Genomic DNA, 13,654 nt, shown 5'->3' on the forward strand with positions numbered 1-13,654 from the left:
TGTTTTTTACTAAAGGATAGTATAATTAGTCAAAGTCATACCATCTTGGGAGTTCTTCGTCTTCTGGGTAATTTTCGGGGAATAGTTTACTAAGTCGGTAAATCATTTCTGCTTTGATAATAGGATCTTCTGAGTTTTTGGCTAAATCTCTTATTGCTTCTATGGCTTCTTCGGTTCCGATGCTTTGTAACGCATGTCCACATTGATTTATAAATTGTCCTGTTCCAGTGTTGTACGATTCTAAAAAAGGGAATTTCTGCTGTATTGCGATTTTAATTGCAGGTACGCTAGATGGATTTACTCTCCATTGCAGATCATGAATAATTTCATCGTGTTTAGTATGCCAAGGCTCTAGTAATATTTCATGAAGCAGATCTATACAGTCGTCCTCTTCGTCTACAACCCAAAGCAATAGAAGACAAAACTCCATATCGTCACTATTTTTAGAAGCGATAATGTCTTTTATGATTTTTCTGCCCATTTCATTTTTGGATTCAATTGGAAAAGGGAGTGCTTCTAATAATTCGTTTTTATCTAGCTTACTTCTTTTGCTGTACTCTGTAAAATCACGTTTTAGTTTTTCTATCATGGCGTAAGTATGATCTTGTTAGGTCTAAATATAATTATTTTAATAGTATTCAGAAAAAATTTCTAATGAAAATGATACCTCTAGCCCCGATAGGAGTGACATCCTTTTATCGTCTCATTTCTTTAACGAGATGATAAAAGATATAGCGGATAGCGGGAATAAGCTCCTTAAAATCTTTATAATGACATGATAGATAGAGATGTGCCATGCATGTCAGGCTTTAAAAATGTCATGTTGTCAGATGAATTTTAAGGCATTGACATTAAAACTGACAATTTACTTTGGTTTTTTATATTGGCATAAAGATTGACTTATGCCACCTGAGTTATTAAAATAAAATCAAAATTAAATATATAAAAAATGGGTAAAATAATCGGAATTGACTTAGGTACGACGAACTCTTGTGTTTCTGTAATGGAAGGTAACGAAGCAGTTGTTATCCCTAACGCAGAAGGAAAAAGAACTACACCATCTATCATCGCTTTTGTTGAAGGTGGAGAAATTAAAGTAGGTGATCCTGCAAAAAGACAAGCAGTAACTAACCCTACAAAAACGATTGCTTCTATTAAACGTTTTATGGGACACACTTTTGCTGAAACTGAAGGAGAAGCAAAAAGAGTTCCTTACAAAGTAGTAAAAGGTGACAACAATACTCCACGTGTGGATATTGACGGTCGTTTATACACTGCTCAAGAATTGTCTGCAATGACACTTCAAAAAATGAAAAAAACTGCTGAAGACTATTTAGGTCAAACAGTTACTGAGGCGGTTATTACTGTTCCTGCTTACTTTAACGATGCGCAACGTCAAGCTACAAAAGAAGCTGGAGAGATCGCTGGTCTTAAAGTTATGCGTATCATCAACGAGCCAACTGCTGCTGCACTTGCTTACGGATTAGATAAAAAAGGAAATGATCAAAAAATTGCTGTTTACGATTTAGGTGGAGGTACTTTTGATATCTCTGTTCTTGAATTAGGAGACGGTGTATTCGAAGTATTATCTACAAACGGTGATACTCACTTAGGTGGTGATGATTTTGACCAAGTTATTATTGACTGGTTAGCTGACGAATTCAAATCTGAAGAAGGAATTGATTTACGTTTAGATCCAATGTCATTACAACGTTTAAAAGAAGCTGCTGAGAAAGCTAAGATTGAATTATCATCTTCTGCTGAAACAGAAATCAACTTACCATACGTAACGGCTACTGCTTCTGGACCAAAACACTTAGTTAAAAAATTAACTAGATCTAAATTTGAGCAATTATCTGATACTTTAGTAAAACGTTCTATGGAGCCAGTTGCTAAAGCATTAAAAGATGCAGGTTTATCTACATCTGATATCGACGAAGTAATCCTTGTAGGAGGTTCTACTCGTATGCCAAGAATCGCTGACGAAGTGGAGAAATTCTTCGGTAAAAAAGCTTCTAAAGGAGTTAACCCTGATGAGGTTGTTGCTATTGGAGCTGCTATTCAAGGTGGAGTTTTATCTGGAGATGTAAAAGATGTATTGTTACTTGATGTAACGCCTCTTTCTTTAGGTATCGAAACTATGGGTGGTGTATTGACTAAATTAATCGAGTCTAACACAACTATCCCAACTAAAAAATCTCAAGTATTCTCTACTGCTGCTGATTCTCAACCATCTGTTGAAATCCACGTATTACAAGGAGAAAGAGCAATGGCTGCTGATAACAAAACTATCGGTCGTTTCCACTTAGACGGTATTCCACCAGCACCAAGAGGAGTTCCTCAAATCGAAGTAACTTTCGATATTGATGCTAATGGTATCATCAAAGTTTCTGCAACTGATAAAGGAACAGGAAAATCTCACGATATCCGTATCGAAGCTTCTTCTGGATTAACAGCTGAAGAAATCGAAAAAATGAAAAAAGATGCTGAAGCTAACGCTGATGCTGACAGAATTGCAAAAGAAAGAGCTGAGAAATTGAACGAAGCTGACAGTACTATCTTCCAAACTGAATCTCAATTGAAAGAGTTAGGAGATAAATTGACAGACGAGCAAAAAACAGCTATCGAATACGCTTTAACTGAATTGAGAATGGCGCACCAATCTCAAGATCTTGATGCAATCCAAAAAGGATTAGACAATGTAAATGCAGCTTGGAAAACAGCTACAGAAGCAATGTACGCTCAAGGTGGTGAAGGTCAACAAGCTGCTCCACAACAAGAGCAGTCTTCTGGAGATAACGTGGAAGACGTTGAATTCGAAGAAGTGAAATAATTCTTTAGTGCTAAGTAATTAGTACAAAGTATTAAGATAGAAAACCGAGTCAGAAATGACTCGGTTTTTTTATGGATTTAATTTGGATGATTTCCACAAACTGATAATTGTCATTTCCTGTTCGGATTCTTTTTCGTAATATTACTATTGTAAATTTTCATGAATGAGAAAGATCAAATACAAAAAAGGGCGAAAGCTACAACATATCACTTTAGAGTATACAGGCACGCATAAGGATCACGAAACAGAGATGCAGCTTTTTGTATACAATGATGCTGATGTTGTCGAGTACGATAAGTTTACAGTTTTGGCATTAAACTCTTGTTTTGATTATACTAAAAATAATTGGCTCAATATTCATGGGCTCAATGATATTAATCTCATTAAAACGATCGGCGCACATTTTAAATTAGATGATTTTCTTCTTGCCGATATTTTGAACACCACAAAAAGAACGAAACTAGAGGAACAGCAAGATGTTTTGTTCTTTAATATAAAATCGCTTCTTCCTTCTGAATATTCAGATAATATTAGCGTTGAGCAATTAAGTTTCATTTTGAAAAACGGAATTTTAATTTCGTTTCAAGAAAAACGAAGCGATTTCTTTACCCATATTCGAGAGCGTTTGCGTACGCATGCAGGAATAGTTAGAACAAAAAAGGTAGATTATCTCCTATACCTGCTTTTAGACGCTGTAATGGAGAATTTCTACATTACATTGGAGAATGAAGAAGATAAAATAGAAGAGTTGATCAATTTGACCAAACAAGAGGCGAAGCCCGTTATTTTAGAAAAAATTGAAAATCATCGAGATAACTTAAATTTTCTAAAACGATCAATAGTACCGCTTCGAGATTCACTTTATTATTTAAAAACAAAAAAAGATGATGATGAAGATAATGGGCTAATTCAGAAAGAAACGTTCAATTTCTTTATCAGATTGCATCAAAAAAGTTTGGAACTGTTAGATCAGATAGAATCGGATATGAGTGCTTTGGAGAGTGCTTCTAATTTCTATTTTTCGGAACAAAGCCGAAAAATGAATGAAATAATGAAAACGCTTACCATCATTTCTGCAATCTTCATTCCGCTTACATTTATTGTGGGGGTTTATGGAATGAACTTTGAGAACATGCCAGAACTCAAAACTCATGATGGCTATTTTATTGTCATGGGGGTAATGTTTTTACTGGTAATAGCTCTTATCATCTATTTTAAAAGGAGACGTTGGTTTTAACTTTCCTTTATGTTTAAAGAACTGATTTTGTAAATTTAGGTTAGTATAGAATAAAAATAAATAATTATGAGTAAAGCAATATATATAGCTACTAGTGATCATAATAGCGGTAAATCAATTATTACACTCGGCTTAATGAGTATTTTAATTGGTAAAACAGCCAAAGTGGGATATTTTAGGCCTATAATTGAAGATTTTGTCGATGGTGAGGTAGACAATCATATTGAGACGGTTTTGTCGTATTTCAATCTTGATATTACCTTTAAAGATGCTTACGCCATTACCAAAAGTCAGCTGATTAAGAAAAAGAATAAGGGGAAAATAGGAGAGGTTCTGGATCTAATTATCGAAAAATATAAAAAACTAGAGGAACGCTTCGATTTTGTTTTGGTCGAAGGAACAAGCTTTACAGGTGAAGGAACTTCAATTGAATTAGATTTGAATGTCTTAATAGCTAAAAACCTTGGAATTCCAACGATAATTGTTGGTTCAGGCGTTGGCAAGACCTTAGAAGAACTTTTAGACAGTTTGTACTTGGTGTACGATTCTTTCAAAATAAAGGAGGTTGAAGTTTTATCGGTTTTTGCAAATAAAGTGCAGCCAGAAAATATTGAGCTAGTTACGACTAGTTTGCAAAAGAGTTTGCCTTCAAATGTTTTAATCAATACAATTCCGCTTATATCGAGTTTAAATAATCCGACAATGCAGGAAATTGTAAACGAATTGAATGCTAAAGTCCTATTTGGCGAAAATTACCTGAATAACGAAATCGGACATTACAGTGTAGGAGCCATGCAATTGCATAATTATCTGGTTCATTTGCATGATAACGCTTTAGTTATTACGCCAGGAGATCGTTCAGATATTATTTTAGGCGCTTTACAAGCAAACGAATCAGCCAATTATCCGACCATTTCTGGAATTATTCTAACAGGAAATATTGTGCCAGAAGAAAGTATTTTAAAGCTTATTGAAGGACTTTCTGCTATTGTTCCAATTATTGCTGTTGACGGCGGAACGTATCATATTACAAATAAAATTGGTTCTATTAAATCAGAGATTTACGCCAACAATACTCATAAAATAGAAACCTCTATAAATACTTTCGAAAAGTACGTTGAAATCGAAGCTTTATCGCAAAGAGTGATCACTTTCCAACCAGAGGGTATGACACCAAAAATGTTTCAATACAATATGGTAAAAAGAGCTAAACAGCATAGAAAACATATTGTATTGCCAGAAGGAAATGACGACCGAATTATTACTGCAGCTTCAAGATTGTTAGATATGGATGTGGTTGATATTTCTATTATTGGAGATAAAAAACAAATTGAAAGTAAAGTTGCCGAACTTGGGCTTACATTTGATTTTTCTAAAGTAAACATCATTAATCCGATTGAATCTGAAATGTATGAGGACTATGCAAATACTTATTATGAGCTTAGAAAAGCGAAGAACGTAAGTATCACAATGGCAAGAGACTTAATGGAGGATGTTTCATATTTTGGGACAATGATGGTGTACAAAGGTCATGCAGACGGAATGGTTTCTGGGGCTGCACATACCACGCAGCATACCATTTTACCAGCTTTACAATTCATTAAAACTAAGCCAAATTCATCTGTAGTTTCTTCTGTATTTTTTATGTGTTTAGAAGACCGTGTTTCTGTTTTTGGAGATTGCGCCATTAATCCAAACCCAACGGCTGAGCAATTGGCAGAAATTGCGATTTCTTCTGCAGAATCAAGTTTAGCTTTCGGAATTGAGCCTAAAATAGCCATGCTTTCTTATTCTTCTGGGGCATCAGGAAAAGGGGATGAAGTAGACAAAGTGAGAACTGCTACTGCAATTGTAAAGGAGAAAAGACCAGATTTGAAAATCGAAGGGCCAATTCAATATGATGCAGCGGTTGATTTGAGCGTAGGAAAAAGTAAAATGCCGGATTCTGAAGTAGCAGGACAAGCAAGTGTGTTGATATTCCCTGATTTAAATACAGGAAATAATACGTACAAAGCCGTTCAAAGAGAAACTGGAGCTTTAGCAATTGGACCAATGTTGCAAGGTTTGAATAAGCCTGTAAATGATTTAAGCCGCGGCTGTACAGTTGATGATATCATTAATACAGTAGTTATTACGGCAATTCAGGCTCAAGGAATGTAATTAATTGTGAATTGTTAATGGTAAATTGTGAACTAAACTTTGCAAAAAAAAGTTTTGGGTCTTTTGAAAAACTCAGCACCTTAAAAACTTAGCATCTTAGCACCTTTAAATAAAATGAAAATACTAATAATAAACTCAGGAAGTTCTTCAATTAAATATCAATTAATGGTAATGCCAGAAAACGAAGTAATTTGTTCTGGTATGATCGACAGAATTGGATTAGAAACTTCGAATGTAACTTTTAAAACAGCAACAGCTTCAATCGAAGAAGCACTTCCGATTCCGAATCATAAAGTAGGTTTGCAGAAAGTAGCCAACATGCTTTTAGATGCTGAAAAAGGAGTTATTAAATCGACTTCAGAAATTGCTGCTGTTGGACATCGTGTTGTACATGGTGGAAGCGATTTTAGCGATACTGTAAAAATTGATGAGAAAGTAAAAGCAAAAATCAAACAGCTTTTCGAATTAGCGCCTTTACATAATCCAGCCAATTTAGAAGGAATTAATGTAGCTGAAGAGATTTTTAGCTCAGCGGAGCAAATAGCCGTTTTTGATACTGCTTTTCATCAAACAATGCCAGAAGTGGCGTATAAATATGCTATTCCAAATTATCTTTTGACGGAGAATAAAGTTCGTGTTTATGGTTTTCACGGAACGAGCCATAAATATGTTTCTGAAAAAGCGATTAATTACTTAAAAGAAAATTCCAAAATAATTACCATTCATTTAGGAAACGGCTGTAGTATGGCTGCTATTAAAGACGGAAGATGCATTGATACCACAATGGGATTTTCGCCTTCAAATGGTTTGATTATGGGAACGCGCGCTGGAGACATTGATCAGTCGGTTATTTTTTACATGATTAAAAATTTAGGATATACTCCAGATGAAGTAAACGCTGTCTTATTGAAACAAAGCGGTATGCTTGGGCTTACAGGTTATAGCGATTTGCGCGATATTGAATCTGAGGCAGAAAAAGGAAATAAAGACTGTCAATTGGCATTACAAATGAATGCTTATAGAATTAGAAAAACAATTGGAGCTTACGCTGCAGCTCTAAACGGACTTAATGCAATTATTTTTACTGCAGGAATTGGCGAAAACTCTTCTTTCATGCGAAACTTAATTTGTACAGATATGGATTATTTCGGAATTGAAATTGACACAGAAAAAAATAAAATTCGCTCTAAAGAATTGAGAGAAATCAATTCAGATAAATCGATCGTAAAAGTTTTGGTTGTTCCTACAGATGAGGAGTACGAAATTGCGAATCAGGTTTATCAATTATTGGAAAATTAAATTTAAAATACTACTCTAATAAACTCCTCAAGCTTGAGGAGTTTTTTTTTGCCCTAAAAATGAATATTGAGTATCTTTGGATTTAAAAACGAATATCTTGAAATCGATACTTTTTAAATCAGTTATCTTCTTTTTCATCGCTTTACAACTTCAAGCACAAGAATTACTTCCATTTGTCGAAAATTACAGCAAATCAGATTATCAGGGAGACAATCAGATCTGGAATGTGGCTCAAGGAAATGATAATGCGATGTATTTTGCCAATAATCACTATTTGCTTCGTTACGATGGTGTAAAATGGGAAAAATATACACTTCCGAACAAAACCATCATTCGATCTATATTGATTGAAGGCGATAAAATCTATTCTGGTTCTTATAAAGAATTTGGTTATTGGTACAGAAAAGACGGAACTATGCATTATGTTTCTATTACGAAAAATCTAAGATTATTTGATGAGAAAGACAATGAAGAAATTTGGAAAATATTCCGATTTAATGGCGCACTTTATTTTCAGTCTTTTAATGACGTTTTTATTTATAACGGAAAAACGATTAAGAAAATTAAATTTCCATTTCTTATTTCGTATTGTTTTGGCGTAGGCAAAGATTTATATGTTGCTTCTGTTAGAGACGGAATCTATAAAATGAATGGTAAGCACATTGCTAATCCAAAAGGATGGAACATCCTAAAAAATACCGTTGTTCATGCCATTGAAAAATATCAAAATCAGACCTACATCTTCACGCAGAAAAAAGGAGTTTTTATTGTAGAAAAGAATGGATTAAAAAGTTGGGATCATCCAATAAATGAAGTTTTGAAATCGGCTACAATTAATGTGGCAAAATTTGTTAAAAACGAAAAACTGATTATTGGAACTGGAAATCGTGGAATTTTCATTTTGGATTTAAAAAGCAATTCATTCAAAAATATTGAACGCGATAACGTTCTTATGAATAATTCGGTTTTAAGTATAGGATTGGACAAAGAAAACGATTTATGGGTTGGTTTGGATAATGGTATTGCGCATGTTGAGGTTAATTCTCCTATCTCTTTCTTTTACGATAATTCAGGACTTTTAGGATCGGTTTATGCCGTTGCTTCTATTAATAAGGGATATTTGATTGCTTCCAATCACGGTATTTTTGAGTACAGTGCAGGGAAATTCAACATGATGCCCAATACGCAAGGGCAGGGTTGGAATATTTCTTTGATTGACGGAAAATATATTATAGGCCACAATGACGGTACTTTTTCGTATGAAAATAATACCCTAACTAAGATAAATGGTGTCAGTGGCGGTTGGAACATGTCTAAGAGCAGTATCAATGATACTTATTTTCAATCGACTTACAGTGGTATTTTGGTTTATGATGATCCTTCAAACATGTCTCATTATAAAATTATAAAAGATCTTGCAAAACCCATAAAATATGTTGCTCAGAATAAAAAAAATGAAATCTGGGCAGCTGATAATTATCGCGGATTATATCGCGTTTCACTAGATGATAATTACAATACGCTAAAAGTTGAAAATGTCACGCAGCAAAGTAAAATACAAAACGATTTCGGAATCAAGATTTTTGAATTCAGAAAAGAAATTCTGTTTTTGATAAATAACACTTGGTTTACCTATAATGCGATCGCTGCTAAATTAGAAGAGAATGAATTATTTAATACCAGTTTTAAAAATGTGACAGATGTCGTGTCTATCGATGAAGATCACTTTATGGTTTTGCAAAATGGAATTTTGTATCATATTTATGCGCAAGGAAACAAGTTTGTCTGGAATATTATTCAGGAGAAATATTATAAAGGAAAATTGATTAATGAGAATCTTAGAATTTTTAAGAAAGACAATTATTATCTATTTAATCTCGATGACGGATTCGTTTCACTTAAACTTGAATATGAAAACAAACAAAACTCAGAAGTAAAAATTGAAGCATTTAGTAATGATGCTTTAGTTCCGAGCGAAGAGAAAGTCAAATTCAATACAGAGTTAAAAATTAATGTTATTTCTGGAATTTACGGTGCAAGCAGACCTAATCTTTTTTATAAACTGGATAAAGAGAAAGAGTTTATTCCAATTTCAGAAGGATTAATTGTTCTGAATAATTTAAGCAGTGGTTATCATACTGTAGAAATATTTAAACACGATGGAGCAACGTATGACAAAGTTTCGTCGTATAAATTTAAAGTTTCAAAACCGTGGTATTTTTCTTTTTGGATGATCCTTTTGTATCTTTTTGTTGTTGGTACTGTTTTATTTTTCTATTATAAATGGAATAAGCTTCGCTATATGCAAAAACTAAAATTGCAGGGAGAAGAATTAAAACACCAAAGAGAAATTCTAGAGATGGAATTGAAAAAAGAAAATGAACTCAATATTCAAGAATACGAAAAACACATTTTAGAATTAGAATTGCAAGCAAAATCTTCTGAAGTTGCAGGGAAATCGCTATCTATTGCGAAGCAAACCGAAATGATTGATAAGATTCAAGGAATTTTGGAAACGGAGAAGGATTTTGGCAAACTTAAAAATGAAATTAGAAAAGCAATTAAGATTAATGAGGTAAATAAACACGAATGGGAAACATTTGAAACCAATTTGAATCAAATTCATAACGAGTTTATTATTAATCTTTCTAAAAAGTACCCACAATTAACTCCAAAGGATATAAAACTGTGTATTTATCTAAAGATGAACCTTTCATCTAAAGAAATTGCTCCTATGATGAATATCTCTTTTAGAGGCGTAGAATTACATAGATATCGACTCAGAAAGAAGCTAAACCTCACACAAGACGAAAATCTATCTAAGTTTTTATTAAGTCTGTAAGATTTGGTTTTGTTTTTTACATAATTTATATTTTTCAATATCATTTTTTATATAATTACGATACATCATTACTACATCATAACGATATGTTAAAGAAAATTTGTTAACATTTATGTTGTTGATAATCATTAATATAACGTTGAATTTTAACACAATGATGTAGCTATGCTGTAGTGGTGTTTGATGTACTACAACGTTGTAATTGCTTAATTTGGCTCTACTAACTTAAACGATTACGTACTGTATGAAAAATTTTATTTTTAGCTTTTTAGCTCTCTTGTTGCTGCCTACATATATGATGGGGCAAGCGCAAGCAATTAAAGGAAAAGTAGTAGACAGTAGTGGAATGGGAGTTCCAGGTGCAATTATTAGTGCGCCAGAATCTAGAACTACTGCTGATGCTGACTTTGATGGTAATTTCACCATTAATGCTAAAGTTGGAGAAACATTAAAAATCTCTATGCTTGGTTTTGACTCGGTTTCTATTCCTGCAACTGCAGGCGAAATGAAAATCACTTTAAAAGAAGCAGGTGATACTGCCTTAAAAGAAGTGGTTGTTATTGGTTACGGAACGAGAAAGAAAATCGATAATACTTCTGCCGTTGCTTCATTAAAAGCTGAGGACGTTACTAAAACAAAAGTTTTAAATGCTTCTCAAGCTATTCAAGGTAAAGCTGCGGGTGTTCAAGTAACATCTTCAGATGCTCCAGGAAGCACGCCTTCTGTAGTTATTAGAGGTTTAGGTACTGCATTAGGAGGTAGAAATCCATTATATATTGTTGATGGTATGCCAACAGAAAACATCAATAATATTAACACAAACGATATTACTTCTTATGAGATCTTAAAAGATGCTTCTGCATTAGCGATCTATGGTACAAGAGCTGCAAACGGGGTTATCATTATTACAACTAAAAAAGGTAAAGGTGATAGAGTATCTGTAGAAGTTGAAAGTTTTGCTGGTGTTAGAACACCGCTTAAAAAAGTTAAAATGGCAAATGGAGACCAATACGCTGCTTACTCAAATGCTGCGTTAGGTACAAATACTTTTGCTGCAAGTCAGCCAGTTAATACAAATTGGTTAGATGAAATTACTAGAACAGGATCTTACACTCAAAACAATATTTCTGTTTCTGGAGCTTCAGAAAACATCAAATATTTCTTCAGTGCTGGAAATTACGAAGAGAAAGCAATCTTAAATGGACTTGATTACTCTCGTACTACATTCAGAAACAATAACGAGTTTAAAATATCTAAGAAAGTAACTTTAAATCAAAATTTAAGTTTTACTTCAGCTAATTCATCACCAAAACCTTTAGGAGCTTTTACAAATGCTTACAAACAGTCTCCTATAGTTCCAGTACGTTTCGCTGATGGTCAATATGGTGTATCTCGTGTAAATGCAAATGGTGTTGCAGGTCCAATAGGATCATCATTCAATAACGTTGGAAATCCAGTCGCTCAATTAGATTTCTACGATGAACAACAAAAAAGCATTACGTTACAAGGAGGTTTAAAATTAGATTGGGATATTATTGATGGTTTAAAATTCACTTCTCAATTTAATGGTGAATATTATACTTGGAAACAATATAACTTTGAAGACAAACAAGGTATCTGGATGGCTGCAAACCCTAATACAACAGCAGCAGACTACGTGGCTACGCACGCATCAGATCCAGTAAATTTATTGACAAGAGGTAGAGAAGATTATTTCAATTGGAATTTATCTAACTACTTTACTTACAACAAAGTTTTCGCAAACATTCACGATGTTGAGGTAACTGCGGGTATTGAGGCTTCTGTAAAAGGACCGAGAGAAACTTTGACAATTGCAAGAAAAAATGTTAGTGAAAATTCTAACTACTGGTCTTTATACAATGCTAAAGATGCAAAAGGTGTTGAATATGTTGCAGATATCACTAGTGTATATGATATTAAATATAACGAAAGTAGATTAGCTTCTTACTTCGGAAGGGTTCAGTATAAATTAATGGACAGATATTTATTTACTGGAACTATTAGACGTGACGGATCTTCAAACTTTGCTAAAGATTACCGTTGGGGTACTTTCCCATCTTTCGGTATTGGTTGGGTTATGACTAAAGAAAGTTTCTTGTCTGATATTAAAGGTGTAGATTTAATTAAATTGAGAGGTAGCTGGGGTAAATTAGGAAATCAAAACGTTCCTTTAAATACACAAGCTTATGCTTCTGGACTTAATGCTTACTTAGGAGGTTCACTTTTATATCAAGGAACAACAATTAACTCTCAAATCGATCCAAGTTTATCTTGGGAGGTTACAGAAGAAACTTCTGCAGGTGTTGATTTTGAATTTTTAGAAAGCAGATTAAAAGGATCTTTTGATGTATATGACAAAAATACAAACAACGTTATTTTAAATACAAAACCTTATATGTCATCTGGTATGACAATCTCAACTCCTGCACACGTAGGTGAGGTTTCTAATAAAGGTTTTGAGATTGCTTTACGTTGGGATGATAAAATTAACGATGACTTAAGCTACTGGGTTGGAGGAAACTTCTCTCACAATAAAAACGAACTTTCAGGTTTAAAAGATTTTGATATTTCACCTGTAATTGGAGGTAACTTAGGTAACGGTCAAGATACTAAAATGCTGAACAAAACATCAGTTGGTCAGCCATTAGGAAGTTTCTACTTATATGAGTATGCAGGTATCGATCCAGCAAATGGTAAAATGCTTTACTACAATGCAGATGGAGATAAAGTAACTCAAAATTTACTTGATGCAAATAAAGACAAAAAATATGTTGGTTCTATTTTACCTAAAAACAACTATGGTGTTACTTTAGGATTAAACTACAAAAACATTGATTTTTCTGTTGATGGTTATGGTACAGGTGGGGCTAAAGTTTACAATGGTAAAAAAGCACAACGTTTTACAGGAGAAAATGTTGAAGCTTCTTTAACTAACAACTATTGGACGCCAACTAATACTACAGGAACAAACCCAGCTCCATTTAATGAAGTGCCAGTTGCTTCAACATATTACATGGAATCAGGAGATTTCTTTAGAATTAATAACATTACTTTAGGATACAAACTTCCTTTAACAGATACAAGCTTTATCAACTATTGCAGACTTTATGTAAATGCAATTAACCCATTTATCACTCAAAAATTCTCTGGTTTCTCTCCAGAATTGACAGGAAATGGTGATCCATACGGAACTCAAGGAATTGAGCTTGATGCTTATCCTACTTTAAGATCTTTCGTTATTGGTGCTAATTTAAAATTTTAA

7 protein-coding genes are annotated in these 13,654 nt (G+C 33.6%); 6 read left to right on the forward strand and 1 reads right to left on the reverse strand.

All coding sequences use genetic code 11. The annotated features are described in order from the left end of the window. Positions 1 to 25: 25 nt before the first annotated feature. Positions 26 to 589 carry a hypothetical protein gene (locus ABTV69_RS13755; RefSeq protein WP_433829655.1) on the reverse strand — a complete coding sequence of 188 codons (564 nt, stop codon included), beginning with the start codon at positions 587 to 589 and terminating at the stop codon, positions 26 to 28. 360 nt (positions 590 to 949) lie between these two features. Here ABTV69_RS13755 and dnaK point away from each other — a divergent pair, with 360 nt between their 5' ends. The 6 genes from dnaK to ABTV69_RS13785 all read left to right on the forward strand — a co-directional run bounded on the left by dnaK (position 950) and on the right by ABTV69_RS13785 (position 13,654). Further along, a complete protein-coding gene (gene dnaK, locus ABTV69_RS13760; RefSeq protein WP_433829657.1) occupies positions 950 to 2,833 on the forward strand; it encodes a molecular chaperone DnaK in 1,884 nt (627 codons plus the stop codon). Positions 2,834 to 2,996: 163 nt separating this feature from the next. Further along, positions 2,997 to 4,070, forward strand: coding sequence for a magnesium/cobalt transporter CorA (gene corA, locus ABTV69_RS13765; protein WP_433829659.1), 1,074 nt, complete (start codon positions 2,997 to 2,999; stop codon positions 4,068 to 4,070). Between the two features lie 66 nt (positions 4,071 to 4,136). Further along, positions 4,137 to 6,230 carry a phosphate acetyltransferase gene (gene pta / locus ABTV69_RS13770; RefSeq protein ID WP_433829661.1) on the forward strand — a complete coding sequence of 698 codons (2,094 nt, stop codon included), beginning with the start codon at positions 4,137 to 4,139 and terminating at the stop codon, positions 6,228 to 6,230. A 114-nt stretch (positions 6,231 to 6,344) separates the two neighbouring features. Beyond that, entirely contained in the window at positions 6,345 to 7,529 is a 1,185-nt protein-coding gene (locus ABTV69_RS13775; protein WP_433829663.1) for an acetate/propionate family kinase, read from the forward strand. 97 nt (positions 7,530 to 7,626) lie between these two features. Further along, positions 7,627 to 10,371: a LuxR C-terminal-related transcriptional regulator gene (locus ABTV69_RS13780; protein ID WP_433829665.1), complete on the forward strand. Its 2,745-nt coding sequence runs from the start codon at positions 7,627 to 7,629 to the stop codon at positions 10,369 to 10,371. A 244-nt stretch (positions 10,372 to 10,615) separates the two neighbouring features. Beyond that, positions 10,616 to 13,654, forward strand: coding sequence for a SusC/RagA family TonB-linked outer membrane protein (locus ABTV69_RS13785; protein WP_433829667.1), 3,039 nt, complete (start codon positions 10,616 to 10,618; stop codon positions 13,652 to 13,654).

The organism is Flavobacterium anhuiense, from assembly GCF_050990855.1.
Classification (GTDB): Bacteria; Bacteroidota; Bacteroidia; order Flavobacteriales; family Flavobacteriaceae; genus Flavobacterium; species Flavobacterium anhuiense_C.

Excerpts from the sequence above, each read along its gene's own strand:
- ABTV69_RS13755 (WP_433829655.1), bottom strand. The coding sequence starts at position 589 with ATGATAGAAAAACTAAAACGTGATTTTACAGAGTACAGCAAAAGAAGT.
- dnaK (WP_433829657.1), top strand. The coding sequence starts at position 950 with ATGGGTAAAATAATCGGAATTGACTTAGGTACGACGAACTCTTGTGTT.
- corA (WP_433829659.1), top strand. The coding sequence starts at position 2,997 with ATGAGAAAGATCAAATACAAAAAAGGGCGAAAGCTACAACATATCACT.
- pta (WP_433829661.1), top strand. The coding sequence starts at position 4,137 with ATGAGTAAAGCAATATATATAGCTACTAGTGATCATAATAGCGGTAAA.
- ABTV69_RS13775 (WP_433829663.1), top strand. The coding sequence starts at position 6,345 with ATGAAAATACTAATAATAAACTCAGGAAGTTCTTCAATTAAATATCAA.
- ABTV69_RS13785 (WP_433829667.1), top strand. The coding sequence starts at position 10,616 with ATGAAAAATTTTATTTTTAGCTTTTTAGCTCTCTTGTTGCTGCCTACA.